Source organism: Streptomyces sp. NPDC002623 (assembly GCF_053592635.1).
In genome coordinates this window covers 263758-289318 of record NZ_JBSFWB010000011.1, presented here as the reverse complement: position 1 = coordinate 289318, position 25561 = coordinate 263758, and the positions used below count along the sequence as shown (strand labels likewise).

Genomic DNA, 25561 nt, shown 5'->3' with positions numbered 1-25561 from the left:
GCTTACTTACCCGCCTTTCCGACCTTGCGGCGGATGACTTCGCCCTCGTACTTGACACCCTTGGCCTTGTACGGGTCGGGCTTGCGCAGCTTGCGGATGTTGGCCGCAACCTCGCCGACCTTCTGCTTGTCGATGCCCTCGACCGAGAACCGCGTGGGGTTCTCGACCTTGAAGGAGATTCCCTCGGGGGCCTCGACCAGGATCGGGTGGCTGTAACCGAGCGCGAACTCGAGGTTCGAACCCTTCGCGGTCACGCGGTAACCGACACCACTGATCTCGAGCTTCTTCACGTAACCCTGGGTCACGCCGGTGATCATGTTCGCCACCAGCGTGCGGGACAGGCCGTGCAGGGCCTTGCTCTGACGCTCGTCGTTGGGGCGGGTGACGTTCAGAACGCCGTCCTCACCCTTGGCGATCTCGATCGGCGAAACGACGGTGTGGGTCAGCGAGCCCTTGGGGCCCTTGACCGCGACCGTCTGGCCGTCGATGGTGACGTCCACACCGGCGGGAACCGTGATGGGGAGCTTGCCAATGCGCGACATAGCTGTTTCCTCCGTTCCCTTCCGTTACCAGACGTAGGCGAGAACTTCTCCGCCTACGCCCTTCTTGCCGGCCTGCTTGTCGGTGAGGAGACCGTGCGACGTGGAGATGATCGCCACGCCGAGGCCGCCAAGCACCTTGGGCAGGGAGGTGGACTTCGCGTAAACCCGGAGACCGGGCTTGGAGATCCGCTTGATGCCCGCGATGGAGCGCTCACGGTTCGGGCCGAACTTCAGCTCGAGAACGAGGTTCTTGCCGACCTCGGCGTCCTCGACCTTCCAGCCCGTGATGAAGCCCTCCTGCTGGAGGATCTCCGCGATGTGAGACTTGATCTTCGATGCCGGCATCGTCACGGAGTCGTGGTACGCCGAGTTCGCGTTCCGCAGACGCGTAAGCATGTCTGCGATCGGATCAGTCATGGTCATGAATTGGCCTGTGGCCTCTCTCGCCGGGGTTTCCTGGTGCGCCATCCCTCTCCCCGATCCGAGACGGGACGGGTGCGGCGCGGTGGACCTACGGCGTAGTAAGTCGTACGGGCGACCGTCAGGACGCCCAACCCTCCCAGCCTAAGCCATGGAGAGGTGGGCGCCTGACACGCCCATTGCTTACCGAGAGACTCCGGGACCCCTAAATAAGGGGATTACCAGGAGCTCTTGGTCACGCCCGGCAGCTCTCCACGGTGAGCCATCTCACGAAGGCACACACGGCAGAGGCCGAACTTGCGGTACACGGAGTGGGGACGGCCGCAACGCTGGCAGCGGTTGTACGCGCGCACAGCGAACTTGGGCTTGCGAGCAGCCTTTGCGATCAGAGCCTTCTTCGCCATCTCGCTCACGCCTCCTTGAAGGGGAAGCCGAGGTGACGAAGGAGCGCACGGCCCTCAGCGTCGTTGGTCGCCGTGGTGACCACGGTGATGTCCATACCCCGGACACGGTCGATCTTGTCCTGGTCGATCTCGTGGAACATGACCTGCTCCGTGAGACCGAAGGTGTAGTTGCCACGGCCGTCGAACTGCTTGGGGGACAGACCACGGAAGTCGCGGATGCGCGGCAGCGCGAGCGACAGGGTGCGGTCCAGGAACTCCCACATGCGGTCGCCACGAAGCGTGACGTGGGCACCGATCGGCTGACCCTCACGCAGCTTGAACTGCGCGATGGACTTGCGGGCCTTGGTGATGGCCGGCTTCTGACCGGTGATGGTGGTCAGGTCACGGACGGCACCGTCCATGAGCTTCGAGTCACGGGCGGCGTCGCCGACACCCATGTTGACCACGATCTTGACGAGGCCGGGGATCTGCATGACGTTCTCGTAGGAGAACTCCTCACGCAGCTTGCCCGCGATCTCCTCGCGGTACTTCGTCTTGAGACGCGGAGTCGTGGTGGTAGCCATCAGATGTCCTCACCCGTCCGCTTGGCAACGCGGATCTTGTTGCCCTCGTCGTCGAAGCGGTAACCGACGCGCGTGACGACCTTGTTGCCGTCCTTCTCCACGACCAGCTGAACGTTGGACACGTGGATCGGGGCCTCGGTGGTCACGATGCCGCCGGCCTGGGAGCCCTTGGCGGTCGGACCGGCCTTCGTGTGCTTCTTGACCCGGTTGACACCCTCGACCAGGACGCGGTCCTCGCGGGGGAAGGCCGCGATGACCTTGCCCTGCTTGCCCTTGTCCTTGCCCGTGATGACCTGGACCAGGTCGCCCTTCTTGATCTTCATGCTTACAGCACCTCCGGAGCCAGCGAGATGATCTTCATGAACTTCTTCTCGCGCAGCTCCCGGCCGACCGGGCCGAAGATGCGGGTGCCACGAGGGTCGCCGTCGTTCTTCAGAATGACAGCGGCGTTCTCGTCGAAGCGGATGTACGAGCCGTCCGGACGGCGGCGCTCCTTGACGGTGCGAACGATGACCGCCTTGATGACGTCACCCTTCTTCACGTTGCCGCCGGGGATCGCGTCCTTGACGGTGGCGACGATGACGTCACCGATGCCCGCGTAGCGGCGACCGGAGCCACCGAGCACACGGATGCAAAGGATTTCCTTCGCACCAGTGTTGTCGGCGACGCGCAGTCGCGACTCCTGCTGGATCACGTCTATCTCCTGTTTGTCTGCCGGTTCCCGGCAGGGGCCGCCTCTTCACGAGGAGAGCCCCTGCCGAGCCTGGCGGAACTGACCTGCGGGGTTTGCCGCAGGAATTACTTGGCCTTCTCGAGGATCTCGACGACGCGCCAGCGCTTCGTCGCGGACAGCGGCCGGGTCTCCGCGAGGAGGACACGGTCGCCGACGCCCGCAGCGTTCTGCTCGTCGTGGGCCTTGAGCTTGTTCGTACGGCGGATGACCTTGCCGTACAGCGCGTGCTTCACACGGTCCTCGACGGCGACGACGACGGTCTTGTCCATCTTGTCGCTGACGACCAGACCCTCACGGGTCTTGCGGAAGCCGCGGGCCTCTGCAGTCTGCTCAGTCACGTTGTTCTCACTCATCAGGCGCTCTCCACCGTCTCGATGCCCAGCTCGCGCTCACGCATCAGGGTGTAGATCCGCGCGATGTCCTTACGGACGGCCTTGAGCCGACCGTGGTTCTCGAGCTGACCCGTCGCCGCCTGGAAGCGGAGGTTGAACAGCTCTTCCTTGGCTTCGCGAAGCTTCGCAAGAAGCTCCTCGTCACCCAGTTCGCGCAGCTCGGACGCCTTGGTACCGGCCGACATCACGCTTCACCTGCCTCGCGCTTGACGATCCGGCACTTCATCGGCAGCTTGTGGGCTGCGCGAGTGAGGGCCTCACGGGCGATCTTCTCGTTGGGGTAGGACAGCTCGAACATGACCCGTCCCGGGTGCACGTTCGCGATCCACCACTCCGGAGAACCCTTACCGGAACCCATGCGGGTCTCGGCAGGCTTCTTCGTGAGCGGGCGGTCCGGGTAGATGTTGATCCAGACCTTGCCGCCACGCTTGATGTGGCGGGTCATCGCGATACGGGCCGCCTCGATCTGGCGGTTGGTGACGTACGCCGGCGTGAGGGCCTGAATGCCGTACTCGCCGAACGAGACCGTCGTACCGCCCTTGGCCTGACCACGGCGCTTCGGGTGGTGCTGCTTGCGGTGCTTGACCCTACGGGGGATCAGCATGTCGGTCAGGCCTCCGTTCCGGTGCTCTCAGCCGGAGCGGCCGCCGGAGCCTCGGCCTTGGGGGCCTCGGCAGCGGGAGCCTGCTGCGGCTTGCGACCGCGACCGCCACGCTCGCCACCACGGCCACCACCACGGGCCGGGCGGTCGGCGCCGCCGCCACCACGGGCCGGGCGGTTGCCGGCGCGGGCAGCAGCGTTCTCGGCGCGGACCTCGGCGATGTTCTTGACATCGCCCTTGTAGATCCAGACCTTCACGCCGATGCGGCCGAAGGTCGTCTTGGCCTCGAAGAAGCCGTAGTCCACGTTCGCGCGGAGCGTGTGCAGGGGCACACGGCCCTCGCGGTAGAACTCCGAGCGGGACATCTCGGCGCCGCCGAGGCGGCCACCGCACTGGATCTTGATGCCCTTGGCGCCCGCCTTCATCGCCGACTGCATGCTCTTACGCATGGCGCGACGGAAGGAGACGCGGGAGGAGAGCTGCTCGGCGACGGCCTGAGCCACCAGCTGAGCGTCGACCTCGGGGTTCTTGACCTCGAGGATGTTCAGCTGGACCTGCTTCTTGGTCAGCTTCTCCAGGTCGCCGCGGATACGGTCGGCCTCGGCGCCGCGGCGGCCGATGACGATGCCCGGGCGAGCGGTGTGGATGTCCACACGCACGCGGTCACGGGTGCGCTCGATCTCAACCTTCGAGATGCCGGCGCGCTCCATGCCGGACGTCATCATCCGACGGATGGCGACGTCTTCTCCGACGTATTCCTTGTACGACTTGTCGGCGTACCAACGGGACTTGAAGTCCGTGGTGATGCCGAGCCGGAACCCATGCGGGTTAACCTTCTGGCCCATTACCGGGATCCTTCCTTGCTGCTGAGGACCACGGTGATGTGGCTGGTCCGCTTGCGGATCCGGTACGCGCGGCCCTGGGCGCGCGGACGGAACCGCTTCAGGGTCGGACCCTCGTCGACGTACGCCTCGGAGATGAAGAGGCTGTCGGCGTCGGTGTGGTCGTAGTTGTGCGCGGCGTTGGCGATGGCGCTGTCAAGCACCTTGCCGACCGGCACGCTCGCGGCCTGCGGGGCGAAACGCAGGACCGCCTGAGCCTCCGTGGCGTCCATGCCACGGATAAGGTCCACCACCCGGCGGGCCTTCATGGGCGTGACGCGGATGTACCGCGCCTGGGCCCTGGCTTCCATGGTTGTCCTTCCAGTGTCTGTCATGGTCATTCCACCCCGCGTTAGCGGCGCTTCGACTTCCGGTCGTCCTTGACGTGACCCCGGAAGGTGCGCGTCGGCGAGAACTCGCCGAGCTTGTGGCCGACCATCGACTCGGTGACAAACACCGGAATGTGGGTCTTGCCGTTGTGCACCGCGATCGTGTGGCCCAGCATGGCCGGGATGATCATCGAGCGACGGGACCAGGTCTTGATGACGTTCTTGGAACCGGCTTCGTTCTGGGCGTCCACCTTCTTTACAAGGTGGTCGTCGACGAAGGGCCCCTTCTTGAGACTGCGCGGCATCTAAACCCGCTCCTAGCGCTTCTTGTTCGTCTTGCGGCGGCGGACGATGTACTTGTTCGAAGCCTTCTTCGGCGAACGAGTACGACCCTCCTTCTGACCCCAGGGGCTGACCGGGTGGCGACCACCGGAGGTCTTGCCCTCACCACCACCGTGGGGGTGGTCAACCGGGTTCATCGCCACACCGCGAACGGTCGGGCGGACGCCCAGCCAGCGCTTACGGCCGGCCTTGCCCCAGTTGATGTTGCTCTGCTCGGCATTGCCGACCTCGCCGACCGTGGCGCGGCAGCGCTGGTCGACCAGGCGGATCTCACCGGACGGCATGCGGAGGTGGGCCATCGAGCCCTCCTTCGCGAGCAGCTGCACGGAGGTACCGGCGGAGCGGGCGAACTTGGCGCCGCCACCCGGACGGAGCTCGATCGCGTGGATCGTGGTACCGACCGGGATGTTGCGGAGCGCCAGGTTGTTGCCCGGCTTGATGTCGGCCCCGGGACCGTTCTCGACGCGGTCGCCCTGCTGCAGGTTGCGCGGGGCGAGGATGTAGCGCTTCTCGCCGTCCGCGTAGTGCAGCAGCGCGATGCGCGCGGTGCGGTTGGGGTCGTACTCGATGTGCGCGACCTTCGCCGGCACGCCGTCCTTGTCGTGACGACGGAAGTCGATCACTCGGAAGGCGCGCTTGTGTCCGCCACCCTGGTGGCGAACGGTCACACGACCGGCGTTGTTACGGCCGCCCTTGCTGTGCAGCGGGCGGACCAGCGACTTCTCCGGCGTGGACCGCGTGACCTCGACGAAGTCGGCGACGCTGGAGCCACGACGGCCCGGCGTAGTCGGCTTGTACTTGCGGATTCCCATTTTTCAGTCCTCGTCCGATATCGGACGATCCGGACCGCCCTTAGGCGGTCGGACCGCCGAAGATGTCGATACGGTCGCCCTCAGCAAGGGTCACGATCGCGCGCTTGGTGCCGGCACGCTGACCGAAACCGGTCTTGGTGCGCTTGCGCTTGCCCTGGCGGTTGATCGTGTTGACCCCGGTGACCTTGACCGAGAAGACCGCCTGGACGGCCTGCTTGATCTGGGTCTTGTTGGCGTTCGGGTCGACGATGAACGTGTACTTGTTCTCGTCGAGGAGCGCGTAGCTCTTCTCCGACACGACCGGCTTCAGCAGCACGTCACGGGGGTCCGTGTACGCCTTGCTGGGCGCGGTGACGACGGTGTTCTTGCCCTCGGCCTCGTGGCGCTTCGCCTTGGCGACGCGCGCGGCCTTGGCGGCCTTGGCGGCCTTGGGGGCGATGCTCGGGTGACGCGTAGCCATCAGGCGTCACTCCCTTCGGTGTCGTTGGCCTTCGGGCCGGCGACGAAGGACTCGAGAGCGGCCTGGGTGAAGACCACGTCGTCCGAGACGATCACGTCGTACGTGTTCAGCTGGCCCGGCTCCAGGATGTGCACCTGGGGCAGGTTGCGGGCGGACAGCCACGCGGCCTCGTCGGCGCGGTCGACGACCAGGAGCAGGTTCTTGCGCTCCGAGATCTTGCCGAACAGCGAACGAGCGGCCTTCGTGGAGGGGGTCTCGCCCTCGATCACGCCGGTGACGACGTGAATGCGGTTGTGGCGGGCCCGGTCGGTGAGGGCGTGACGCAGAGCGGCAGCCTTCATCTTCTTCGGGGTCCGCTGGGAGTAGTCACGCGGCTGCGGGCCGTGGACGACGCCACCGCCGGCGAACTGGGGCGCGCGGGTAGAGCCCTGGCGCGCACGGCCGGTGCCCTTCTGACGGTAAGGCTTCTTACCGCCACCACGAACCTCGCCGCGGGTCTTGGTCTTGTGCGTGCCCTGACGGGCAGCCGCGTTCTGCGCGACGACGACCTGGTGGATCAGCGGGATGCTGACCTTCTCCACGCCGAAGATCTCCGCGGGGAGCTCGACGCTTCCGGTCTTCTCGCCTGCAGGCGAAAGGATGTCAACAGTGCTCATCGGTACCTCAGGCCCCCTTGGCCGCGGTGCGGACCAGGACGAGGCCGCCGTTCGGACCGGGGACGGCGCCCTTGATGAGCAGCAGACCCTTCTCCGCGTCAACGGCGTGGACGGTCAGGTTCTGGGTGGTGACACGCTCGTTGCCCATGCGACCCGCCATGCGGAGGCCCTTGAACACGCGGCCCGGGGTGGCGCAGCCACCGATGGAACCGGGCGAGCGGTGCTTGCGCTGGGTGCCGTGTCCGGCGCCGAGGCCCTTGAAGTTGTGACGCTTCATGACACCGGCGAAGCCCTTGCCCTTGCTCTTGCCGGTCACGTCGACCTTGACGCCGGCCTCGAAGACCTCGGCGGTGATTTCCTGACCGAGCGTGTACTCGGCGGCATCGGCCGTCCGGATCTCGACGAGGTGGCGACGGGGCGTGACGTCGGCCTTGGCGAAGTGACCCTTGAGGGGCTTGTTCACCTTGCGCGGGTCGATCTCGCCGAAGGCGATCTGGACCGACTCGTAGCCGTCCACGTCGTTCGTGCGGACCTGGGTCACGACATTGGGGCTGGCCTTGACGACGGTGACCGGAACAACACGGTTGTTCTCGTCCCACACCTGCGTCATGCCGAGCTTCTCGCCCAGGATGCCCTTGATCTGCTTAGCCATTCTCAGATCACCGGCCCCTAAAGCTTGATCTCGATGTCGACACCGGCCGGGAGGTCGAGTCGCATCAGAGAGTCAACGGTCTTGGGAGTCGGGTCGAGAATGTCGATCAGGCGCTTGTGCGTGCGCATCTCGAAGTGCTCGCGCGAGTCCTTGTACTTGTGCGGCGACTTGATGACGCAGTACACGTTCTTCTCAGTGGGCAGCGGCACCGGGCCCGCGACCGACGCACCAGTACGCGTCACCGTCTCGACGATCTTCTTCGCCGAGGAGTCGATGACCTCGTGGTCGTAGGCCTTGAGCCGGATGCGGATCTTCTGTCCCGCCATGGCTACTCAGTAGTCCTGTCTCTTTTAACGCTCTGGAACCGGGTGTTCCCGTTACTCGTTCTCCGACCCACGCGGTCGGGTGTGTCGCGCTGTCACCGACACAGATGCCCCTTGTTCGAACATCCCTGCTGGGAAAGCACGGCCCTTCCGGAACCGCAAGCCGGGGACGAAAGGTCCACCGGGTGCCTGGTCGGCGCTGCACTGACACTTCCCGAAAGATTCCCGTACGTCCGCCCCAGCGCTGCCATCAGGCAGTTAGGGCGACGAGTACTGTGGGACTCGCTTCCGGTCCTCCCGGCGGGAGGCGCGCAGCATCAACACTCGACCGAGCAACTCGGACAGTCTGCCATATGGGGCACACCCTCCGCCAATCGAGCCGGAGAGAATACCCCGGGAGTGATGTAGGTCAAACGCGGCGCACGTCCTGTGCGGCCTGCGCGTCATCCCCCGAGGGCGCCGCTCCCGGCGGGGCGTGCGGACAGCGCCAGACGCAGTAGCCGCAGGGCGGCGGCTCACCGGGGCTCCAGCGCCCCCACGCAGGGCCCCACGCCCGTCTGCGGCCCGCCCGCGCCCCGCGGGAGCCCGCCGGGCGGACAGCACGAGCAGCAGCCCCCTGAGGGCCACCTCGGCGCGTCGCGCCAGGAAACAGAGCGCAGTTGAGGGGCGCCGCGGCGATGAAGGCAGCCCAGGCGGCGGAGGCGACCTGGAAGGTGGGTCCGTCCTCCGGGTTCTTGGAGTCACGGACGTGGATGGCGGCGGGGGTAGTGGCGACTTCGACGCAGGATTCGCCGTCGTTGCCGTCGCTGTAGCTGCTCTTGACCCACACCAGGTCCCGGATCATGTCGCTCCCAGCAATTGCTCGATAAAGGTGGCGGACTCCCGAGGCGGGAGAGCCTGAGCCCGGATGGTGCTGTACCGCAGTTCCAGGATGCGAAGCTGCTTCAGGTCGGAGACGGGCCGACCGTTGAACGCACCGTCGGAGCGCCCCACAGCCGTGCCGTCCTCGAACTTCAACACCTCGATCTTGCCGTCCAAGCCAGAGTGAACCTCGCTGTGCGTCGGCATCACCTGGAGTGTGACGTTGCGCAACCGACCTACCTCCAACAGGCGTTCGAGTTGGCGTCGCCAGACCATTGTGCCTCCGAGGGGGCGTCGCAGCAGTGCCTCTTCCAGCACGAAGCCGAGCGCAGGCGCCGGGTCCCGCTCGAAGATCGACTGTCGGGCCAGCCGAGCGGCCACCATGCGCTCGACCTCACTTTCCGAGTACGGGGGCTGAGCCGCCTCGATCACGGCTCGGGCATGCTCCCGGGTCTGCAATAGCCCGCTGATGCTGTTGCACAGATACAGCCCGATCTCCACCGCCCGCGCCTCGATATCCGCCAAGTCCCGCACCTTCTTGGGGTACCGGACCTTGTCCACGTCCTCCCCCATGGCCGAGAGCAAGCCCCCCGCCCCCAGGATCTCGTCCGCCCTCTCCAGATACTCGGGCCGCGGGATCCTCTTCCCGCTCTCGATCTTGTAGACCATGTCCTCGCCGTACCCCACCGCCACCGCGAAGTCGGCGACGCGCATTCCCACCGCCTCGCGCCGCAGCCTCAGCTGCCGCCCCACCGTGGCGACCACCGCGACGCCCCACTCGTCGTCCGGGTCCACCTCCCAACCCGGCTCGTCCGCCTCGCTCTTGAGCCGTACCGCCTGCTCGTCGACCGACATCCCGCACCCCTCCGTCGCACCCGCCCTCGACAAGCCTCGACACGGCCGGACAAGAGCTGGACAGTGACTCTACGCAACCGCGCTGTCACTGTTAACGGTAAGCATGCGACGCCACCCTGAGTGACGTGATCCAGGAAACCCACCGACCCGCCTCCCCCGTCCGCAACTTCGAGGTGCGTCTGTCCCCCACACCCCGCGGCGCCCGTCTCGCCCGTCTGCTGGCCGTCGAGCAACTCCGCTCCTGGGGCCTCCCCTTGGAGCCGGCGGACCACATCGTGGCCGAGCTGGCGGCCAACGCGGTCACCCACGGCCGTGTCGCCGGACGCGACTTCCAGCTCCTCATGTACGTCATCGGCGACGCCCTCCGCATCGAGGTCACGGACACGTGCGGTGACCGGATGCCGTGCCTCCGGCAGGCCGCCGGCGACGGCGAATCAGGCCGGGGACTGGTCCTCGTGGACGCGCTCGCCGACCGCTGGGGAGTGACCGAGGGACGGCGTCCGCGCAAGACGGTCTGGGCGGAGATTCGTCTGCCGTCGGCACCGGAACCCGGTGCCGGGCGGCCTCATCGCGCGCAGCCCGCAGCGGCCGAACACGCCTGAGCGGGCCGTGTGCGCACGCGAAAGGGCCCGTACGACCGGAGTCGTACGGGCCCTCTCAGGTGCTCAGCTCAGGCTGGAGCCACCAGGTCGATCACCGGACTTACTTGGTGATCTTGATGACCTGGCCGGCGCCGACCGTGCGGCCACCCTCACGGATGGCGAACTTCAGGCCCTCTTCCATCGCGATGGGCTGGATGAGCTGCACCGACATCTCGGTGTTGTCACCCGGCATGACCATCTCGGTGCCCTCGGGGAGGGTCACAACGCCCGTCACGTCCGTCGTACGGAAGTAGAACTGCGGACGGTAGTTGTTGAAGAACGGCGTGTGGCGGCCACCCTCGTCCTTGGACAGGATGTAGGCCTGCGCCTCGAACTCGGTGTGCGGGGTGACCGAGCCCGGCTTGATGATGACCTGGCCGCGCTCGACGTCCTCGCGCTTGATGCCGCGGAGCAGCAGACCGACGTTCTCACCGGCCTGGCCCTCGTCGAGCAGCTTGCGGAACATCTCGATGCCGGTGACCGTGGTGGTGGTCTTCTCGGTCTTGATGCCGATGATGTCGACGGTCTCGTTGACCTTCAGGACACCACGCTCGATACGGCCGGTGACGACCGTACCGCGACCGGTGATCGTGAAGACGTCCTCGATCGGCATGAGGAACGCCTTGTCGACGTCGCGCTCCGGCTGCGGGATCGACTCGTCGACGGCGGCCATGAGCTCGAGGACGGTGTTCGCCCACTCCGGGTCGCCCTCGAGCGCCTTGAGCGCGGAGACCTTGACGACCGGCAGGTCGTCGCCCGGGAACTCGTACTCGGAGAGGAGCTCACGGACCTCGAGCTCGACGAGCTCCAGGATCTCCTCGTCGTCCACCATGTCGGCCTTGTTCAGGGCGACGACGATGTACGGAACGCCGACCTGGCGGGCCAGGAGCACGTGCTCCTTGGTCTGCGGCATCGGGCCGTCGGTGGCGGCGACCACGAGGATGGCGCCGTCCATCTGGGCCGCACCGGTGATCATGTTCTTGATGTAGTCCGCGTGACCCGGGCAGTCGACGTGCGCGTAGTGACGCGTCTCCGTCTGGTACTCGACGTGCGCGATGGAGATGGTGATACCGCGCTGGCGCTCTTCGGGAGCCTTGTCGATCTGGTCGAAGGCCGAGGCCTCGTTCAGGTCCGGGTACTTGTCGTGCAGCACCTTGGTAATGGCGGCCGTGAGGGTCGTCTTACCGTGGTCGATGTGACCGATGGTGCCGATGTTGACGTGCGGCTTAGTCCGCTCGAACTTCGCCTTCGCCACTGGGGTCCTCCTGGGAGTGGTTCTGGTACGCCTTACTTCATCGGCGCCAGGTGATCTTTGCTGTCAAAGCCCGGGCCCGGGGCACACACCCATGAACGGTGACGAACCTGGGTGGATGCCCCGAAGGCTCCGGAGTCAAGCCTAAAGCGTGTGAACGGAGTGCGTTACTCGCCCTTGGCCTTCGCGATGATCTCCTCGGCGACGTTCCGGGGAACCTCGGCGTAGGAGTCGAACTGCATCGAGTAGCTTGCGCGACCCGAGGTCTTGCTGCGGAGGTCGCCGACGTACCCGAACATCTCCGACAGGGGCACCAGGCCCTTGACGATCCGGGCGCCCATGCGCTCCTCCATGGCCTGGATCTGACCACGGCGGGAGTTGATGTCGCCGATGACCTCGCCCATGTAGTCCTCGGGCGTGGTGACCTCGACGGCCATCATCGGCTCGAGCAGCACGGGGCTGGCCTTGCGCGCGGCCTCCTTGAAGGCCTGCGAACCGGCGATCTTGAAGGCGAGCTCGGAGGAGTCCACCTCGTGGTAGCCACCGTCGAGCAGGGTGACGCGCACGCCGGTCATCTCGTAACCGGCGAGGATGCCGAACTGCATGGCCTCCTGCGCACCGGCGTCGACCGAAGGGATGTACTCCTTCGGGATACGACCACCGGTCACCTTGTTCACGAACTCGTACGACGCGTCGCCGCCCTCGATGGGCTCGATCGCGATCTGCACCTTCGCGAACTGGCCGGTACCACCGGTCTGCTTCTTGTGCGTGTAGTCGACCCGGTCGACCGCCTTGCGGATGGTCTCGCGGTAGGCGACCTGCGGCTTGCCGACGTTGGCCTCGACGCGGAACTCACGGCGCATCCGGTCGACCAGCACCTCGAGGTGCAGCTCGCCCATGCCACCGATGATGGTCTGGCCGGTCTCCTCGTCCGAGTGGACCTGGAACGACGGGTCCTCCTCGGCCAGGCGCTGGATCGCGATGCCCAGCTTCTCCTGGTCGCCCTTCGACTTGGGCTCGATGGCGACCTGGATGACCGGAGCCGGGAAGTCCATGGACTCCAGGATCACGGGCTGCTTGTCGTCGCACAGCGTCTCGCCGGTCGTGGTCTGCTTCAGACCCATGACGGCGACGATGTCGCCGGCGCCGACCGACGCGATCTCCTCACGCTTGTTCGCGTGCATGCGGTAGATCTTGCCGATGCGCTCCTTCTTGCCCTTGACGGAGTTCAGCACGGCAGTGCCGGACTCCAGGCGGCCCGAGTAGACCCGGACGAAGGTGAGCTTGCCGAGGTGCGGGTCGCTCATGATCTTGAACGCCAGCGCCGACAGCGGCTCGTCGTCGGACGGCTTGCGCTTGACGATCTCCTCCGCGTCGTTCACGGCGTGGCCCTCGATGGCCTCGACGTCGAGCGGCGAGGGGAGGTAGCGAACGACCGCGTCGAGCAGGGGCTGAACGCCCTTGTTCTTGAACGCGGTACCGCAGAACACCGGGGTGACGGTGGTGTCGGCGGACTTGCCGGACGCGATGGTGATACGACGGATCGCGGCGTACAGCTGCTCCACGGAAGGCTCCTGGCCCTCCAGGTACAGCTCCATGATCTCGTCGTCGTTCTCGGCGACGGTCTCGACGAGCTTGCCGCGGTACTCCTCGGCAGCCTCGGTGTGGGTGGCCGGGATGTCGACGACGTCGTACATCTCGCCCTTCTCCGCCTCGGCGGACCACACGAAGGCCTTCATCGTGACCAGGTCGACGACGCCCTTGAAGTCGGCCTCGGCACCGATCGGGAGCTGCATCACGATCGGCTGCGCGCCGAGGCGGTTGCTGATCATGTCGACGCAGCGGTGGAACTCCGCACCGGTCCGGTCGAGCTTGTTGACGAAGCAGATGCGCGGGACGCCGTAGCGGTCCGCCTGACGCCACACGGTCTCGGACTGGGGCTCCACACCCGCGACGCCGTCGAACACCGTCACAGCGCCGTCGAGCACACGCAGGGAACGCTCCACCTCGACGGTGAAGTCGACGTGACCCGGGGTGTCGATGATGTTGATGGTGTGGTCGACATCGGCGAGCGGCCAGTGACAGGTGGTGGCAGCAGAGGTGATCGTGATGCCACGCTCCTGCTCCTGCTCCATCCAGTCCATGGTGGCGGCGCCGTCGTGGACCTCACCGATCTTGTAGGAAACGCCGGTGTAGAACAGGATCCGCTCAGTGGTGGTCGTCTTGCCCGCGTCGATGTGGGCCATGATCCCGATGTTGCGGACCTTGGCCAGGTCAAGTGAAGTGGTAGCCATAAGGCTTTCGTCTTCTCTCGGTCTCGTCGTGGGTAGCGACTACCAGCGGTAGTGCGCGAAGGCCTTGTTGGACTCGGCCATCTTGTGGGTGTCCTCGCGCTTCTTCACAGCGGCGCCGAGGCCGTTGGACGCGTCGAGAAGCTCGTTGAGCAGGCGCTCGGTCATGGTCTTCTCGCGACGGGCGCGGGAGTAGCCCACGAGCCAGCGCAGCGCCAGGGTGCTCGCGCGGCCCGGCTTGACCTCGACCGGAACCTGGTAGGTCGCGCCACCGACACGGCGGGACTTGACCTCGATGGTCGGCTTGATGTTCTCGAGAGCGCGCTTGAGGGTGATGACCGGGTCGTTGCCGGTCTTCTCCTTCAGGCCCTCCATGGCGCCGTAGACGATGCGCTCGGCGGTGGAGCGCTTGCCGTTCAGCAGCACCTTGTTGATGAGCGACGTGACAAGAGGAGAACCGTAGACCGGGTCGATGATGACCGGGCGCTTCGGGGCAGGGCCCTTACGAGGCATTTTTTACTTCTCCTTCTTGGCGCCGTAGCGGCTGCGGGCCTGCTTGCGGTTCTTGACACCCTGGGTGTCGAGGGAGCCGCGGATGATCTTGTAGCGAACACCCGGCAGGTCCTTCACACGGCCACCACGCACGAGCACGATGGAGTGCTCCTGCAGGTTGTGTCCCTCACCCGGAATGTAAGCGGTGACCTCGATCCCGCTGGTCAGACGCACACGCGCGACCTTACGCAGGGCCGAGTTCGGCTTCTTCGGGGTGGTCGTGAACACACGCGTGCAGACGCCGCGGCGCTGAGGGGAACCCTCGAGTGCGGGCGTCTTGTTCTTCTCGACCTTGTCCTGCCGGCCCTTACGGACCAGCTGCTGGATCGTAGGCACTACTTCTCCGGTTTCTGTGTGCCGATTTGTACAGCTAACCTGGAACATCTCCGACCCACGCGGTCGGGTGTGTCGAATCCGGCGGACTTCCGCCGCGAGGCAGAATGAGGCGCAGATTGCGGTGGCCGCTCCTTAGGCCCCATGTGCGGTTGAAGACACGCACGAGGGCCAGGGCACACCCCAGGCACAAGGTCTGAGCGTACCTAGCGCACTGACTCCGGTCAAAACAAAAGCTCCGCCGTCGACACGCCGGAGGTTTACGAGCAGGTTCACGAGCGCTGCCTCGGCCTTTGTGCTACCAGAGCCGAGGACCCCGCGGAGCCCTCCCGTTCGGCCGGTTGCGCCGATTCGGCCGGTTCGGCCGGTTCAGTCGGTTCCACGGGTTCTGTCGCGGTGTCGTGGCCGATGAAATACGTCGGACGGTTCTGTACGGCCGTGTAGATGCGGCCGACGTACTCGCCGAGCAGGCCCACGCAGATCAGCTGGACCGCGCCGATGAACAGCACGCCGATGAAGAGGGACGTCCAGCCGGGGACGGTGTGCTGGAAGGCGTGGGCGCTCAGGGTGTAGGCCATCAGCCCCAGGCAGACCAGGAAGGCGAAGCCGCCCAGCCAGGTCGCTATGCGCAGGGGCGCCGCCGAGAAGCCCGTGACGCTGTCGACGGCCAGCCGGATCATCCGGCCGAGCGGGTACTTGCTCTGGCCGGCCGGCCGCGGGGCCCGCTCATAGGTGACCTCGCCGCTGGGGAAGCCCAGCCAGGGCACCAGGAGGCGGTAGACGCGCTGCTGGTCCGGCAGGGCCTTCAGGGCGTCCACGGCGGCCCGGCTCAGCAGCCGGAAGTCACCGGCCTGGGCGGGCACGGACGGTCCGGCGAGACGGCGCACCAGCCGGTAGTAGAGGCCGGCCGTCCACCGCTTGAACCCGCTGTCGCTGGCCCGGTCGGCCCGGATGCCGTACACGATGTCGAGGTGCTCGGCGCGGGCCAGCACGAGCATGTCGACGATCTTCTCGGGCGGGTCCTGGAGGTCGGCGTCGATGCTGACGACATAGGCGCCGACCGCCCGGTCCAGGCCCGCGGTGAGGGCGGCCTGGTGGCCCGAGTTGCGGCGCAGGCCGATGACGCGCAGTTCCGGCCAGCCGAGCCGGAAGGCGGCCAGCAGCTCGGCGGTGCGGTCGGTGCTCCCGTCGTCCACGGCGACCACCTCGTAGTCGACGCCGAGGCCCGCGAGGACCGGGCGCAACCGGCTGACCAGCGCGGGAAGGACCTCTTCCTCGTTGTACATGGGTATGACGACCGACAGGACGGCCGACGGGACGTTCTCCGCGGCCGTGGTCCGGGGCGCTTCGGCCACCCGTCCTCCCCCAAGCTGTGACGCACATGTGCGAGGCTGTTGCGATCTTATGACCACACTCTTGACCACTCTTTTTTGACCAAGCTTCACGATCATCACGATCATCCGGACCGCGGTGCCGCCCTGGGTGTCCGGCGATCGGCCGAGGGGGACCCCAGCCATGAGCACGGCTTCCAGCGAGACGGCGACGGGCTCCGCCGTGCCCGACGGGCCGGAGGAGCGATCGCCAAGACTGCGCCGCCTCACCCTGCCGGACGGTGTACGACCGTACCTCGCTCCGCTGCTTCTCTACGGCGTCACCAAGCTCGTGGGGCTGACCGTCTTCGCCTGGCTCCTGGAGTGGGCCGACGACTACCAGAAGAAGAACCCGCGCTTCGGCGGCGGCGCCCACTGGTGGGACGTCCTCGCCACCTGGGACGGCTGGTGGTACCTCCAGGTCGCCGAGAAGGGGTACGACCCGGGCCCGCTGGAACCGCTCAAACCCGGCGGACTGTTCACCGTCCAGCAGAACTCGGTCGCCTTCTTCCCCCTCTATCCGGGCCTGATCCGGGGCACGTCCGAGATCACCGGACTGGGTCTGTACGGCTCCGGGATCCTGGTGTCCGTCCTGGCCTCCTTCGTCGCCGCCGCCGGCGTCTACGCCGTGATCTCGACGCTCGCCGGGGTGCGGGCGGGCACGATCGCGGCCGGGCTGTGGGCGGTGGTGCCCGGCGCGGGCGTCGAGTGGGCGGTGTACTCGGAGTCGGTCTTCGTCGCGATAGCCACCTGGTGCTGCTACTGCGTGATGAAGCGCCGCTGGGTGGCGGCCGGACTGCTCGCCTTCGTGGCCGGCCTCAACCGGCCGACCTCCGCCGCGCTCATCGGCGCGGTCGGGCTGGCCGCGATCGTGGCCCTCGCCCGGCGGGAGAGCAGGCGCGAGCACGGGGTGTCGGGACCCCTGTACGCGATGTTCGCCGCGCCGCTCGGCCTGCTCACCTACATCACCTGGGTCGGTCTCAGCTCGAACGACCTCACCGCGTACTTCACGCTCCAGCGCGAGGGCTGGGCGCACTACTTCGACTTCGGCACGTACACGCTGGACGTGCTCGGCAACACGGCGGTCGGTCGCCACGACTACCTGTTCGCCTTCTCCGTCCCGGACCTCCTCGGCGTGCAGATCGTGCTGGCGCTGCCCTTCCTGATCGCGCTGATGCTGCGCAAGAAACCGCCGCTGGTGCTGGTCGCGTACACGCTGGCGAGCGTGATCACCGTGCTCGGCACCCAGCAGATGTTCGGCAACACCGGGCGGTACCTGCTGCCCGTCTTCCCGCTGCTGCTGGCCCCGGCGGCAGCGATGAGCCGGCTGAAGTGGCCGAGTCTGGCGGTGTTCTTCGCGACGGCGGCGCTGGCTTCGGGGTGGTACGCGCACTATGTGATCTTCGAGTTGGGGATTCCGTAGCCGGACCGGGATTCGTGGCGGACCGGAATTCGTGGCGGACCCGGATTCCGTGCCGGACCGCGACTCCGTGGCGGTCAGTTCTTCCCGCGGGCCGCGCGTTCGGCGGCGAAGACGTCCTCCAGCCGGAAGAGCTGGGCGCGGCCCGCCTTGCCGGCCGGCCTGAGGTGACCCAGCTGGACCCACTTGCGAATGGTGGCGGGGGCCACGCCGACCTCCTGGGCGGCCAGGGGGCCGGGGATGAGGGTGGGACGGTCGGGGCCGGTCATGCGCGCGCCCACTCCCCCTCGTCCCAGGTGTGGCGGTAGGCCGGGTCGTCGTGGCAGCCGCAGTCCGGTTCGGGGCAGCGGCAGGCCGGGTTGACGCACAGGACGGCCGCGCGGTCGGGGAAGGCCCGCAGGGAGACGGAGTCGCACCAGGGGCAGCGGCCGGCGACCCGTACGACGGTCTCGGTGTCGCCCAGCGCGCGGGCGCAGCGCCGGGCCATCCGACGGGTCTCGTCGCGCACGTGCGCGGCCAGGACGGGGTCGGCGGCGATCCGGTCGAGGAGGGACGCGATCCTGCGCAGCCGCTCGGGCACGGAGGCGCGGCGCGGGCGGGGCAGCTCGAGCCGGTCGCGTACGGCCTCCTCCAGTTCGAGCACGCCGTCGGTGATGTCCCGGATGGCGTCGGAGACATGCAGCCGGAGCGGGGCCGCGCCGTGACCGGGGGCCACGAGGCCGTGACGCTGCTGGAGCAGCAGCTGCTCCTCGCGTTCCGCACGGAGCCGGGCGCCGAGGTCGGCCGGGGGCCGCGGTGCGGAGGGGCGGGGGGCGGGGGTGGTGCGGCCCGGGACCAGTTCCGTGGACAGCTCGGGGAACTGCTGGAGGAGGGTGCTGATCCAGAGGGCGGCCTGGGCGGTGGGGCGGTCTTCGTGGGAGGCGTGGTGCTCGTGAACGGCGTGGTGCTCGCGGGCGGTGCGGGCTTCGTGCGCGGTGCGGGCTTCGTGCGCGGTGCGGGCTTCGTGCGCGGTGCGGGCTTCGTGCGCTTCAGGCACGGGGGCCTCCCTGGGCCGCCGGGAGGAGATGCGCGGGTACGGGGACCGGGCGGCCCGAGCGCCAGAGACGGCCGCCGCAGACGCCGTCGAACCCGCTCTCGGCCGGTGCCACGGCCTCCTCGCAGGCCCGGCGCACGGGGCAGTCGGCGCAGGCCCGGAGCGCGGGGGCGGCGTCCTTGGCCTTCTTGGAGAAGACGACCCGCGGGGGGAGCCCGACGCAGGCGGCCGCGGACTGCCAGCGATCGGTCGAGGCAGCTGGGCAGGAACTCATTTCGGGCATGGACATGGGACCCCCCTGGGTTCGTGAACGAGCCGTGCTGAGTGAACGTCCCCAAGACTTACAGATTGCGTGCGCGCCCGCAACGAAATTCGGATGGCCCACCTCCGGCACATCCACCGAATCTCCACGAACGGCGCGAATTTTCCTCATTGCTTGCACGAGAGCACGTAATTCCGTGCGCGCAAGCAAGCTAAACTCTTGCCCACCCCCGAAGGAAGAGAGAAGGACGATGACCAACCAGGGCTTGGACGCGTTCGCCGCGTGGGTCGAAGACCTCATGCGCGAACGCGGCTACGACATCGACAGTCCACGCGGCGGCGGCAAGTCGAGAATCGCGGACGAGGCCGGCGTGCACCGCGCCGCGGTCACCCGCCTGCTGCAGCGGCAGAGCATGCCGGACCTCGAGACCACCCGCCGACTCGCCCGCGTGCTCGGCGTGCCGGTCCGCGACATGCTCATCCGCTCCGGCCGGCTGACCGCGGAGGAACTGGCCGATCCCCACGACCACTTGGCCGCCCCCGCACCCAGCGCGGAGTTCGGCCGCCGTCCCACGCTGGAGGAGGTCGCCGACCTGCTGGGCGTGCCCGCCGACCGACGGGAGATGTTCGTCAGGGTGGTGGAGCAGTTCCTGCCGAGCGAGGCGGAGGCCGCACAGGGTCCGTCGACGACGCAGGGGGCGCGCGTGGCACATATGACACCGGTGCATGAGGACCGGCGGGCCCTGCTGGAGACGGCGGTGGGCGTGCCCGCCTCCATCGACTGATCCGCAGGCCGACGATCGACGAGCGCCCGTGGGCCGACGGGAGCTCTGTTCGGTACCCCACCCGCCCCACATCCCCACGCCCCCACACACCCCCACACGCCCCCACACACCCCCACTCCCCCCGCGCGCACACCCCTCCCAACCTGCGCTCTCGCCCCTCTCGCACCTCCCCTCACAACTTCCTCGCCGATTTAGTTGCGTGCGCGCACGCTCCTCTGTCACAGTTGGTGCAGCGGCGGAGCTGTGCCCGCGAGCCCCGAGCGGGCCGCACCCGTCGCCGTACGCCGGGCCGAGGCGCCGTGCGCCTCCCCTTCCCCGCCCCCGCGCGGCGCCCGCCCGGCGACTTCCCCTTCTTCCCGGCGAGGTGACCCGGCATGACCACACCCACCCCACCGAGTGCCTTCCCGGACGTCGAGGCCTTGGTCGTCGACATCCTGGAGGCCGACTCGGCGCTCTCCACGGCGCACGTCGCCGTCGATCCGCCCGAGAACTTCGACGGCACGACCGCCGCCGTCCTCGTCAACCGGCGGGGCGGCGCGTGGGTCGGCGAGCTGCACGTCGACCAGCCGCTGATCGAGCTGGAGGTGTACGGCCCGACCAAGCACGCCGCACACGTCCTGGCCAACTCCGCCCGCCGGGCGCTGCTGGCCGCGGCCGGCAACCGGTACGGCACGAACCTCATCACCGAGGTGGAGGAACAGGACGGCCCGCGCTGGCTGCCCGACTACCTCTACTCCGCGGCCAACCGGTACGTGAGCGTGCTCAAGGTGTTCCTGGACGTCTACTGACCTCTCCGAGGCACCCGCACCCGCACCCCACACCCACACCCCTCAGACCGAAGGCCCCGCCGTCCACGGCGGGGCCTTCGCCGTACCCGGACTGCTCCACCCCGGGCGGCAGCACCACTGCACAACCACTGCACCACCCCACCCTCTCTATAAGGAGAACCATCCATGGCAGGCACCAACTCCTCCGAGATCCGCATCGCAGGCGTCGGCCGGCTCTACGTCGCCGCCGCCGACACCAAGGTTCCGACGACCTTCTCCACCGACCCGTCCACCGACTGGGCGACCGGCTGGAAGAACCTCGGCTTCACCTCCGGTGAGGGCGTCACGTTCAGCAAGAAGGACAAGCTGGAGCCGGTCGACGTGTGGCAGGCCGTCAGCCCGGTGCACTTCGTGTACTCGGACCGCGACCTGACCCTGAAGTTCTCGCTGATGCAGTTCAACGAGGACACGCTGCCGTTCTTCATGGGCGGCGGCGCGGTCACGGCGGTCACCGGCTCGACCGGCGTCTACAAGTACGACATCACCGACCGCCCCTACTCCGACGTCCGCGCCCTCGGCCTGGAGTTCACGGACGTCCGCGCCGACGACGGGGCCACCGTGACCTACCGCTTCGGCATCCCGCGCGGCCAGGTCACGGCGGCGGACGACATCAAGCTGGCCCGCAAGTCGGCGGCCCAGCTCGGCATCACCTACACGGCGATGGCCTCCGCCGACGGTTCGGCGCTGGCCAGCTTCGTGATGAAGGACGCCGCGTACGCCGCGTCCTGACCCACCGGGGCGGGGCGGGCGCCGACCCCGGCCGCCCGTCCCGCCCCGGGCCCCACCTCTCTTCTCCCTCACCCAAGGAGCGCTCATCACCATGGCCCGTTTCGACGTCAACGCCGCCCGCGCCCAGCGCCTCGAAGCCCTCGGCCGTACCTGGTCGTTCGAGCTCGACGGCGAGAGCTACACCCTGCCCACGGAGCTGACCCGCGCCACCGCGAAGGCGCTGCGGGAGCTCGACGACAACGACGTGGACGGGCTGCTCGGGCTGCTCATGGGCGAGCAGCAGTTCGCCCGCTTCGAGCGGCACGAGATCACCATGCAGGACATCGCCGCGATCCTGGAGGCCTACGGCAAGGAGACCGGGCTCGGCCTGGGGGAAGGCTGAGCCTCGTCGGGTTCGTCGACGAACACGCCGAGGCCCTCGAAGCGGACCTGCTCCGCTATTACGGGATCGACCTGCTCGACTGGCACCGCGAGCGCCTGACCGCGCGACGGCTCACGGTGCTGATCAAGCAGTTGCCGCGCGACAGCGCCCTGAACCGGGAGCTGCACGGCGAGGCGGCCGAATGGTCGGTGACGGACCACCTGCTGGCCGCCGCCGTGGACCATCTGGCGGCCGCGAACTGGATGTTCGCCTGCGTCAACTCGGAGGAGGGAGACCAGCCGGAGCCACCGGCCCCGGTGCCCCGTCCGACGGGCCCGGCCCAGGACGAGGAGGACGTCCCCCATGGGGAGCGCCTCGCCCCTGCCGAGGACACCGGAACCGGCCGGGAGCAGAACGCGACCGCACCGGACGGAACACCGTCGGCAGTCCAACTGGTCCGCTTCTTCGGCTGACATCCCATCGCCCGACCACGCTCCGGCCGACCGTTCCTCGGCTGATCCCTCTCCAGCCGACCGTGCCTCAACCTGCGGCACCTCGGCCGACCGGCCCTCAGCCGGTCGGCCTTCCGCCTGCCGTGCCTCGGTCGGCCGATCCTCGGCCGGTCAGCCCTCAGCCGGTCGGCCTTCCGCCTGCCGTGCCTCGGTCGGCCGATCCTCGGCTGGTCGGCCCTCAGCCGGTCGGCCCTCAGCCTGCCGTGCCTCGGCTGGCCGATCCTCGGCCGACCATGCCTCAGCCAGCCGGCCCTCAGCCGGTCAGCCCTCAGCCGGTCAGCCCTCAGCCGGTCAGCCCTCCGCCTGCCGTGCCTCGGTCGGCCGATCCTCGGCCGACCATGCCTCAGCCAGCCGGCCCTCAGCCGGTCAGCCCTCCGCCTGCCGTGCCTCGGCCAGCCGGTCCTCAGCCAGCCGGTCCTCGGCCAGCCGGTTCCGCTCAAGCGGAGCCGGGGCCCGGTGGGCCGTTCTCCTCGTCCCGGGGCCGGCCGCCCGCCCGGCCCTCCAGTTCGTCCGCGAGGGCCCGGGCCTTGTCGGAGAGCCGGGGCCGGACGTCGTCACGGACGACCGGCGCATCGGGCGGCGAGGGCTCCTCGGTCTGGCGGCGTCCCCGCTCCCGCCCGGCGGCTCCCATGTCGCCGGGCAGGGCCAGCGGGGGCACGCTCGGCCGGCCGTTGCGCCGGACGACCGGCCGCCGGTCCGAGGGCGGCACGCGCTTCTCCCGCACCTCGCGGGCGGAGAGCAGGATCTCCCTCTCGGCGCCGGAACCGGCCTCCGCCTCACCCCCACCGCCGACCACATCGTCGTCCTGGCCCTCATGGACCTCATCGACCTCCCCCGCCGGAGGCACCGGCACCGGTGTCGGTGTCGGTGTCGGTGTCGGCAGCGGGGTTCCGTCCGCCACCGAGCGTTCCCGTTCCCCGCGCTGTTCGACTCGCGTCAGTTCGGACGGGGGGCGCAGCAGCTCGACATAGGGAAGCGGAATGACGTCGCCGCCCCGCTCACCCCCGCCCGCGCGCTCATGCTGCTCGCGTTCGCCCTCGGCCCGCCGGGTGGCCCGGCGCGGACGGCGGCCGGTGCGGGCGTCCTCCTGGCCCTGGAGGTAGGCGGCGGTGATCCGCTCCTCGTACGCGCGTCGTATGGCGGGCAGCTGTTCGTCGACCATGTCGGCCCAGCCGGCGCTGTACGCGGCCAGTTCGCGCCGGTCGAGTTCGCTCCGGGGAAGGACCACCAGGTCGTCCGGTTCGTAGCCGAGACGCAGGACCAGCTCCGAGACCCGCGCGATGAGATGCGGCAGATCGGAGGCTTGTTCGAGCCAGTCGATCGCATGCTGGTGCCGCACGTTGCTCGCGTCCCCGTCCACCCCGTAGGCCTTGCTCTCGTCCCCTGGCCCCATCGCGCCCCCCGCGCGAGGACGGATGCCCGTCACCGTCCAACGTTTTTGGCGGACCCTCAGTTCCCTTGCTGGGCCCGGCTGTTCACCCTCTCCTTACCCGGAGGAAGTTCGGCCGGATCCTACTCCACGAACCTGGCACCACTCTGGGCGCATCCTGCATCACCGCAGGTCCGCACCACCGAACGACGGACAGTCCTCGCCAAACACAAACGACCCCACGGGATTACTCGTACACTAGTTCGAACAACCGTTTCGAACGCCCCCTAGGCGCCACCTGAACCACAGTCCAGCGGACAGACCGGAAAGCAGGCCGACATGGCGACTGGCACGAGCAACTCCCCGAAGCAGCCGATCGACACCTACACCCGCCTCGCCCACCTCCTGCACACCACACCTCCCGACCGGGAGGCCGTGCTCGACCGGGTGTACGAAGAACTGCTCGCCCGGGAGTCCCGCGCCTACGCGGCAGGATGGACGGACGCCCTGACCGAGGCGCGACGGACCCGTCGCGGCCGCCGCCCGTAACCGCCGCCTCCGGGCGTCGCGGAATCCATCGCCGCGGAACGGCCGTCTCGACCTGTCGCCGACCGGTACCGTCCGGATATGACCACCGAGCAGTGGGCGGGCTCCGCCTTCGCCGCGATCACCGGGCTCATGAGTGTGGTACTCGCGTTCGAGACGCTGCGCCGGTACCGGCTGCGGATGCGCGGCGTCAGGACGACAGCCGAGTTGATCAGGTTCCGGACCTCCGTGAGCGAGGACGGCCACCCGCGGTACTACCCCGTGGTGTCCTTCACCCTGCCGGACGGCACGGAACTGGAGGCGGAGTCGGGGGAAGGGGCGCCGGCCCCGCCGCAGGGCGCGAGGACGGGCGACCGCACCGAGGTCGTCTACGATCCGGCGTCCCCCACCAGCATTTCGCTCCCCTCACTGGAACCGAACAAGCTCGGCACACCAGAGATCCTCGCCCTGGCCGCCATGTCCGCCTGCACCGGATTCATCACCTACGTGATCCTCGCCGATATCCTCTGAGGCGACCGAAACCACAGAACTCAAATAGACCCGAGAAAGGTCCGGCTGTCACAGCCGGACCTTTCTCGTTCTCTGGGAGGGAAAATGGCGACACGAAGTCCCGCCGAGGTCGACCGGGATCTCGGCACCGCCGAGACAACCATCGGGAAAATCGGTAAAGAACTGGGAAGCTATCCGTCGGGCAACAAGAACAGCGTACTGACGCGACTCACCCTGCTGGAGACCGCCACAGCCCCCATCGCCAACCTGCAGACTCAGCAGACCCAGCTCAGCAAGGGCGCCGCCACGGCGGCCGCCGACATCGTGACCCTCCAAGACAAGATCAAGTGGACGCGATGGATGATCCTGGGAGCGGTGGCCTCCCTGCAGTTCGTCAAGATCGACATGCAGGTCCTGAAGATCGACGTCACTCTCTGGAAGAAACTGGAGAGGGATAACTTCGTCAATTGGGCCAAGCGGTTCGGTGGATTCGTCCGCGACCTCTCCAACAAAGAGGCAGCCCGCATCCGGAAGCAGAACGAAATCGACCAGAAGAAGCTGAAGGACGACGCCGAGGACGTCGAGAAAAAGCTTCAGGAGAAGATCCGGAAGCTTCCGGACGAGGTCGAGGACGTCGCGAACAAGGTCCGCGGAGTCGAGCAGCGGCTGGACGGCGTCGAGAGGGCGGTCAAACCGAGCACCCTGCGCTCCCATTTCGACACCGTCTACCTCCAGAAGTCCAAGGAACAGCCCATCTACCGGGACATCCATGCCGCACGGGCGGAGGCGGACAAGGCCAACCAGGCCGTCGACGTCCTTCGTCAGAAGATCAAAGCCGCTGGAACGGCGGGAACTCAGAACACATCGATCCCGAAAGGGGCGAAGAAGGACGTCACTGACCTCAGGGTCTCCGTCAAGGATCTGAGCGAAGCCCTCGCAGGCATCTGAGCGCCACCGCGACAGG

The 25561-nt window shown here is 67.9% G+C and carries 37 protein-coding genes and 1 pseudogene; 10 read left to right on the top strand and 28 right to left on the bottom strand.

Going from position 1 to position 25561, the window contains the following annotated elements; all coding sequences use genetic code 11:
- Positions 1-2 precede the first annotated feature (2 nt).
- The 19 genes from rplF to ACWD4O_RS22280 form a co-directional block, all read right to left on the bottom strand.
- Positions 3-542 carry a 50S ribosomal protein L6 gene (rplF, locus tag ACWD4O_RS22370; RefSeq protein WP_358800789.1) on the bottom strand — a complete coding sequence of 180 codons (540 nt, stop codon included), beginning with the start codon at positions 540-542 and terminating at the stop codon, positions 3-5.
- Positions 543-566: 24 nt separating this feature from the next.
- Complete coding sequence (gene rpsH, locus ACWD4O_RS22365) at positions 567-965, bottom strand: 30S ribosomal protein S8 (RefSeq protein WP_013001411.1); 399 nt, start codon at positions 963-965, stop codon at positions 567-569.
- 215 nt (positions 966-1180) lie between these two features.
- Positions 1181-1366 carry a type Z 30S ribosomal protein S14 gene (locus tag ACWD4O_RS22360; protein ID WP_030890724.1) on the bottom strand — a complete coding sequence of 62 codons (186 nt, stop codon included), beginning with the start codon at positions 1364-1366 and terminating at the stop codon, positions 1181-1183.
- 5 nt (positions 1367-1371) lie between these two features.
- Positions 1372-1929, bottom strand: coding sequence for a 50S ribosomal protein L5 (gene rplE / locus ACWD4O_RS22355; RefSeq protein WP_020132628.1), 558 nt, complete (start codon positions 1927-1929; stop codon positions 1372-1374).
- Positions 1929-2252 (bottom strand): 50S ribosomal protein L24, encoded by a 324-nt coding sequence (rplX, locus tag ACWD4O_RS22350; RefSeq protein ID WP_030039760.1) that lies wholly within the window; start codon positions 2250-2252, stop codon positions 1929-1931. The genes rplE and rplX overlap by 1 nt, the downstream gene beginning before the upstream one ends.
- A gap of 2 nt (positions 2253-2254) precedes the next feature.
- Positions 2255-2623 (bottom strand): 50S ribosomal protein L14, encoded by a 369-nt coding sequence (gene rplN / locus ACWD4O_RS22345; RefSeq protein WP_003992364.1) that lies wholly within the window; start codon positions 2621-2623, stop codon positions 2255-2257.
- 104 nt (positions 2624-2727) lie between these two features.
- Positions 2728-3015, bottom strand: coding sequence for a 30S ribosomal protein S17 (gene rpsQ / locus ACWD4O_RS22340; RefSeq protein WP_351903784.1), 288 nt, complete (start codon positions 3013-3015; stop codon positions 2728-2730).
- The gene (gene rpmC, locus ACWD4O_RS22335; protein WP_003998824.1) at positions 3015-3239 is read right to left on the bottom strand and encodes a 50S ribosomal protein L29; all 225 of its coding nucleotides are present in this window, start codon (positions 3237-3239) and stop codon (positions 3015-3017) included. Before rpmC ends, rpsQ begins: the two co-directional genes overlap by 1 nt.
- Complete coding sequence (rplP, locus tag ACWD4O_RS22330; RefSeq protein WP_006140905.1) at positions 3239-3658, bottom strand: 50S ribosomal protein L16; 420 nt, start codon at positions 3656-3658, stop codon at positions 3239-3241. Before rplP ends, rpmC begins: the two co-directional genes overlap by 1 nt.
- A 5-nt stretch (positions 3659-3663) precedes the next feature.
- The gene (rpsC, locus tag ACWD4O_RS22325; RefSeq protein ID WP_451282137.1) at positions 3664-4500 is read right to left on the bottom strand and encodes a 30S ribosomal protein S3; all 837 of its coding nucleotides are present in this window, start codon (positions 4498-4500) and stop codon (positions 3664-3666) included.
- Positions 4500-4847 (bottom strand): 50S ribosomal protein L22, encoded by a 348-nt coding sequence (gene rplV, locus ACWD4O_RS22320; protein WP_054238783.1) that lies wholly within the window; start codon positions 4845-4847, stop codon positions 4500-4502. Before rplV ends, rpsC begins: the two co-directional genes overlap by 1 nt.
- A gap of 41 nt (positions 4848-4888) precedes the next feature.
- A complete protein-coding gene (rpsS, locus tag ACWD4O_RS22315; protein WP_266401783.1) occupies positions 4889-5170 on the bottom strand; it encodes a 30S ribosomal protein S19 in 282 nt (93 codons plus the stop codon).
- A 12-nt stretch (positions 5171-5182) separates the two neighbouring features.
- Positions 5183-6019, bottom strand: a complete 837-nt coding sequence (gene rplB / locus ACWD4O_RS22310) for a 50S ribosomal protein L2 (protein ID WP_046263524.1) — start codon at positions 6017-6019, stop codon at positions 5183-5185.
- Positions 6020-6059: 40 nt separating this feature from the next.
- The gene (rplW, locus tag ACWD4O_RS22305; RefSeq protein WP_351903793.1) at positions 6060-6479 is read right to left on the bottom strand and encodes a 50S ribosomal protein L23; all 420 of its coding nucleotides are present in this window, start codon (positions 6477-6479) and stop codon (positions 6060-6062) included.
- The gene (rplD, locus tag ACWD4O_RS22300) at positions 6479-7135 is read right to left on the bottom strand and encodes a 50S ribosomal protein L4 (RefSeq protein ID WP_351903796.1); all 657 of its coding nucleotides are present in this window, start codon (positions 7133-7135) and stop codon (positions 6479-6481) included. The genes rplW and rplD overlap by 1 nt, the downstream gene beginning before the upstream one ends.
- Before the next feature lie 7 nt (positions 7136-7142).
- The gene (rplC, locus tag ACWD4O_RS22295) at positions 7143-7787 is read right to left on the bottom strand and encodes a 50S ribosomal protein L3 (protein WP_351903799.1); all 645 of its coding nucleotides are present in this window, start codon (positions 7785-7787) and stop codon (positions 7143-7145) included.
- Between the two features lie 17 nt (positions 7788-7804).
- Entirely contained in the window at positions 7805-8113 is a 309-nt protein-coding gene (gene rpsJ / locus ACWD4O_RS22290; RefSeq protein ID WP_003948644.1) for a 30S ribosomal protein S10, read from the bottom strand.
- A gap of 406 nt (positions 8114-8519) precedes the next feature.
- Positions 8520-8954, bottom strand: a complete 435-nt coding sequence (locus tag ACWD4O_RS22285) for a DUF397 domain-containing protein (RefSeq protein WP_451282134.1) — start codon at positions 8952-8954, stop codon at positions 8520-8522.
- Positions 8951-9826, bottom strand: a complete 876-nt coding sequence (locus ACWD4O_RS22280; RefSeq protein WP_451282133.1) for a helix-turn-helix domain-containing protein — start codon at positions 9824-9826, stop codon at positions 8951-8953. The genes ACWD4O_RS22285 and ACWD4O_RS22280 overlap by 4 nt, the downstream gene beginning before the upstream one ends.
- A 125-nt stretch (positions 9827-9951) precedes the next feature.
- Between ACWD4O_RS22280 and ACWD4O_RS22275 the strand changes: the two genes are divergently transcribed.
- Positions 9952-10428, top strand: a complete 477-nt coding sequence (locus ACWD4O_RS22275; RefSeq protein ID WP_451282132.1) for an ATP-binding protein — start codon at positions 9952-9954, stop codon at positions 10426-10428.
- Positions 10429-10528: 100 nt separating this feature from the next.
- On the opposite strand, the gene tuf is transcribed toward ACWD4O_RS22275, so the two are convergent.
- The 5 genes from tuf to ACWD4O_RS22250 all read right to left on the bottom strand — a co-directional run bounded on the left by tuf (position 10529) and on the right by ACWD4O_RS22250 (position 16181).
- The gene (gene tuf / locus ACWD4O_RS22270; RefSeq protein WP_351903814.1) at positions 10529-11722 is read right to left on the bottom strand and encodes an elongation factor Tu; all 1194 of its coding nucleotides are present in this window, start codon (positions 11720-11722) and stop codon (positions 10529-10531) included.
- A gap of 164 nt (positions 11723-11886) precedes the next feature.
- Entirely contained in the window at positions 11887-14013 is a 2127-nt protein-coding gene (gene fusA, locus ACWD4O_RS22265) for an elongation factor G (protein ID WP_450946134.1), read from the bottom strand.
- A 39-nt stretch (positions 14014-14052) separates the two neighbouring features.
- Positions 14053-14523: a 30S ribosomal protein S7 gene (gene rpsG / locus ACWD4O_RS22260; RefSeq protein ID WP_189712345.1), complete on the bottom strand. Its 471-nt coding sequence runs from the start codon at positions 14521-14523 to the stop codon at positions 14053-14055.
- A 3-nt stretch (positions 14524-14526) separates the two neighbouring features.
- Complete coding sequence (gene rpsL, locus ACWD4O_RS22255) at positions 14527-14898, bottom strand: 30S ribosomal protein S12 (RefSeq protein ID WP_003948652.1); 372 nt, start codon at positions 14896-14898, stop codon at positions 14527-14529.
- 269 nt (positions 14899-15167) lie between these two features.
- On the bottom strand, positions 15168-16181 hold the full coding sequence (locus tag ACWD4O_RS22250; RefSeq protein ID WP_451282170.1) for a glycosyltransferase family 2 protein: 1014 nt from the start codon (positions 16179-16181) through the stop codon (positions 15168-15170).
- A 229-nt stretch (positions 16182-16410) separates the two neighbouring features.
- Between ACWD4O_RS22250 and ACWD4O_RS22245 the strand changes: the two genes are divergently transcribed.
- Positions 16411-17688: a hypothetical protein gene (locus ACWD4O_RS22245; protein WP_451282130.1), complete on the top strand. Its 1278-nt coding sequence runs from the start codon at positions 16411-16413 to the stop codon at positions 17686-17688.
- A 74-nt stretch (positions 17689-17762) separates the two neighbouring features.
- On the opposite strand, the gene ACWD4O_RS22240 is transcribed toward ACWD4O_RS22245, so the two are convergent.
- From ACWD4O_RS22240 to ACWD4O_RS22230, 3 genes are all read right to left on the bottom strand, one after another.
- Positions 17763-17954: a hypothetical protein gene (locus ACWD4O_RS22240; RefSeq protein ID WP_358800778.1), complete on the bottom strand. Its 192-nt coding sequence runs from the start codon at positions 17952-17954 to the stop codon at positions 17763-17765.
- Positions 17951-18565: a hypothetical protein gene (locus ACWD4O_RS22235; protein WP_451282168.1), complete on the bottom strand. Its 615-nt coding sequence runs from the start codon at positions 18563-18565 to the stop codon at positions 17951-17953. The genes ACWD4O_RS22240 and ACWD4O_RS22235 overlap by 4 nt, the downstream gene beginning before the upstream one ends.
- A 148-nt stretch (positions 18566-18713) precedes the next feature.
- Complete coding sequence (locus ACWD4O_RS22230; RefSeq protein ID WP_451282128.1) at positions 18714-19007, bottom strand: WhiB family transcriptional regulator; 294 nt, start codon at positions 19005-19007, stop codon at positions 18714-18716.
- 223 nt (positions 19008-19230) lie between these two features.
- Here ACWD4O_RS22230 and ACWD4O_RS22225 point away from each other — a divergent pair.
- From ACWD4O_RS22225 to ACWD4O_RS22205, 5 genes and pseudogenes are all read left to right on the top strand, one after another.
- Positions 19231-19665 (top strand): annotated as a pseudogene (locus ACWD4O_RS22225) (helix-turn-helix domain-containing protein); the annotation flags it as partial.
- 473 nt (positions 19666-20138) lie between these two features.
- Positions 20139-20552 (top strand): hypothetical protein, encoded by a 414-nt coding sequence (locus ACWD4O_RS22220; protein ID WP_451282126.1) that lies wholly within the window; start codon positions 20139-20141, stop codon positions 20550-20552.
- A 165-nt stretch (positions 20553-20717) separates the two neighbouring features.
- Positions 20718-21320, top strand: a complete 603-nt coding sequence (locus ACWD4O_RS22215; protein ID WP_451282124.1) for a phage tail tube protein — start codon at positions 20718-20720, stop codon at positions 21318-21320.
- Between the two features lie 91 nt (positions 21321-21411).
- Positions 21412-21702: a hypothetical protein gene (locus ACWD4O_RS22210; protein ID WP_351903841.1), complete on the top strand. Its 291-nt coding sequence runs from the start codon at positions 21412-21414 to the stop codon at positions 21700-21702.
- A 65-nt stretch (positions 21703-21767) separates the two neighbouring features.
- Complete coding sequence (locus ACWD4O_RS22205) at positions 21768-22154, top strand: hypothetical protein (protein WP_451282166.1); 387 nt, start codon at positions 21768-21770, stop codon at positions 22152-22154.
- A gap of 475 nt (positions 22155-22629) precedes the next feature.
- Here ACWD4O_RS22205 and ACWD4O_RS22200 read toward each other — a convergent pair whose 3' ends face one another.
- The gene (locus tag ACWD4O_RS22200; protein WP_451282122.1) at positions 22630-23586 is read right to left on the bottom strand and encodes a hypothetical protein; all 957 of its coding nucleotides are present in this window, start codon (positions 23584-23586) and stop codon (positions 22630-22632) included.
- 315 nt (positions 23587-23901) lie between these two features.
- Here ACWD4O_RS22200 and ACWD4O_RS22195 point away from each other — a divergent pair, with 315 nt between their 5' ends.
- The 3 genes from ACWD4O_RS22195 to ACWD4O_RS22185 all read left to right on the top strand — a co-directional run bounded on the left by ACWD4O_RS22195 (position 23902) and on the right by ACWD4O_RS22185 (position 25545).
- The gene (locus tag ACWD4O_RS22195) at positions 23902-24111 is read left to right on the top strand and encodes a hypothetical protein (protein ID WP_451282121.1); all 210 of its coding nucleotides are present in this window, start codon (positions 23902-23904) and stop codon (positions 24109-24111) included.
- A gap of 78 nt (positions 24112-24189) precedes the next feature.
- Entirely contained in the window at positions 24190-24618 is a 429-nt protein-coding gene (locus ACWD4O_RS22190; RefSeq protein WP_451282119.1) for a DUF3592 domain-containing protein, read from the top strand.
- Between the two features lie 84 nt (positions 24619-24702).
- Positions 24703-25545 carry a hypothetical protein gene (locus ACWD4O_RS22185; protein ID WP_451282117.1) on the top strand — a complete coding sequence of 281 codons (843 nt, stop codon included), beginning with the start codon at positions 24703-24705 and terminating at the stop codon, positions 25543-25545.
- Positions 25546-25561: the final 16 nt, after the last annotated feature.

Coding starts and splice junctions, on each gene's coding strand:
- rpsS (WP_266401783.1), bottom strand. CDS start 5,170: ATGCCGCGCAGTCTCAAGAAGGGGCCCTTCGTCGACGACCACCTTGTA.
- ACWD4O_RS22210 (WP_351903841.1), top strand. CDS start 21,412: ATGGCCCGTTTCGACGTCAACGCCGCCCGCGCCCAGCGCCTCGAAGCC.
- rpsC (WP_451282137.1), bottom strand. CDS start 4,500: ATGGGCCAGAAGGTTAACCCGCATGGGTTCCGGCTCGGCATCACCACG.
- ACWD4O_RS22360 (WP_030890724.1), bottom strand. CDS start 1,366: ATGGCGAAGAAGGCTCTGATCGCAAAGGCTGCTCGCAAGCCCAAGTTC.
- ACWD4O_RS22195 (WP_451282121.1), top strand. CDS start 23,902: ATGGCGACTGGCACGAGCAACTCCCCGAAGCAGCCGATCGACACCTAC.
- rplP (WP_006140905.1), bottom strand. CDS start 3,658: ATGCTGATCCCCCGTAGGGTCAAGCACCGCAAGCAGCACCACCCGAAG.
- ACWD4O_RS22220 (WP_451282126.1), top strand. CDS start 20,139: ATGACCACACCCACCCCACCGAGTGCCTTCCCGGACGTCGAGGCCTTG.
- rplB (WP_046263524.1), bottom strand. CDS start 6,019: ATGGGAATCCGCAAGTACAAGCCGACTACGCCGGGCCGTCGTGGCTCC.
- rpsQ (WP_351903784.1), bottom strand. CDS start 3,015: ATGAGTGAGAACAACGTGACTGAGCAGACTGCAGAGGCCCGCGGCTTC.
- rpmC (WP_003998824.1), bottom strand. CDS start 3,239: ATGTCGGCCGGTACCAAGGCGTCCGAGCTGCGCGAACTGGGTGACGAG.
- ACWD4O_RS22200 (WP_451282122.1), bottom strand. CDS start 23,586: ATGGGGCCAGGGGACGAGAGCAAGGCCTACGGGGTGGACGGGGACGCG.
- ACWD4O_RS22245 (WP_451282130.1), top strand. CDS start 16,411: ATGAGCACGGCTTCCAGCGAGACGGCGACGGGCTCCGCCGTGCCCGAC.
- ACWD4O_RS22285 (WP_451282134.1), bottom strand. CDS start 8,954: ATGATCCGGGACCTGGTGTGGGTCAAGAGCAGCTACAGCGACGGCAAC.
- ACWD4O_RS22250 (WP_451282170.1), bottom strand. CDS start 16,181: ATGTACAACGAGGAAGAGGTCCTTCCCGCGCTGGTCAGCCGGTTGCGC.
- rplX (WP_030039760.1), bottom strand. CDS start 2,252: ATGAAGATCAAGAAGGGCGACCTGGTCCAGGTCATCACGGGCAAGGAC.
- ACWD4O_RS22280 (WP_451282133.1), bottom strand. CDS start 9,826: ATGTCGGTCGACGAGCAGGCGGTACGGCTCAAGAGCGAGGCGGACGAG.
- ACWD4O_RS22190 (WP_451282119.1), top strand. CDS start 24,190: ATGACCACCGAGCAGTGGGCGGGCTCCGCCTTCGCCGCGATCACCGGG.
- rplV (WP_054238783.1), bottom strand. CDS start 4,847: ATGGAAGCCAGGGCCCAGGCGCGGTACATCCGCGTCACGCCCATGAAG.
- rplC (WP_351903799.1), bottom strand. CDS start 7,787: ATGGCTAAGCAGATCAAGGGCATCCTGGGCGAGAAGCTCGGCATGACG.
- rpsJ (WP_003948644.1), bottom strand. CDS start 8,113: ATGGCGGGACAGAAGATCCGCATCCGGCTCAAGGCCTACGACCACGAG.
- fusA (WP_450946134.1), bottom strand. CDS start 14,013: ATGGCTACCACTTCACTTGACCTGGCCAAGGTCCGCAACATCGGGATC.
- rplF (WP_358800789.1), bottom strand. CDS start 542: ATGTCGCGCATTGGCAAGCTCCCCATCACGGTTCCCGCCGGTGTGGAC.
- rplW (WP_351903793.1), bottom strand. CDS start 6,479: ATGGCTACGCGTCACCCGAGCATCGCCCCCAAGGCCGCCAAGGCCGCC.
- ACWD4O_RS22215 (WP_451282124.1), top strand. CDS start 20,718: ATGGCAGGCACCAACTCCTCCGAGATCCGCATCGCAGGCGTCGGCCGG.
- ACWD4O_RS22240 (WP_358800778.1), bottom strand. CDS start 17,954: ATGACCGGCCCCGACCGTCCCACCCTCATCCCCGGCCCCCTGGCCGCC.
- rpsH (WP_013001411.1), bottom strand. CDS start 965: ATGACCATGACTGATCCGATCGCAGACATGCTTACGCGTCTGCGGAAC.
- ACWD4O_RS22230 (WP_451282128.1), bottom strand. CDS start 19,007: ATGTCCATGCCCGAAATGAGTTCCTGCCCAGCTGCCTCGACCGATCGC.
- rpsG (WP_189712345.1), bottom strand. CDS start 14,523: ATGCCTCGTAAGGGCCCTGCCCCGAAGCGCCCGGTCATCATCGACCCG.
- ACWD4O_RS22185 (WP_451282117.1), top strand. CDS start 24,703: ATGGCGACACGAAGTCCCGCCGAGGTCGACCGGGATCTCGGCACCGCC.
- rplD (WP_351903796.1), bottom strand. CDS start 7,135: ATGAGCACTGTTGACATCCTTTCGCCTGCAGGCGAGAAGACCGGAAGC.
- rplE (WP_020132628.1), bottom strand. CDS start 1,929: ATGGCTACCACCACGACTCCGCGTCTCAAGACGAAGTACCGCGAGGAG.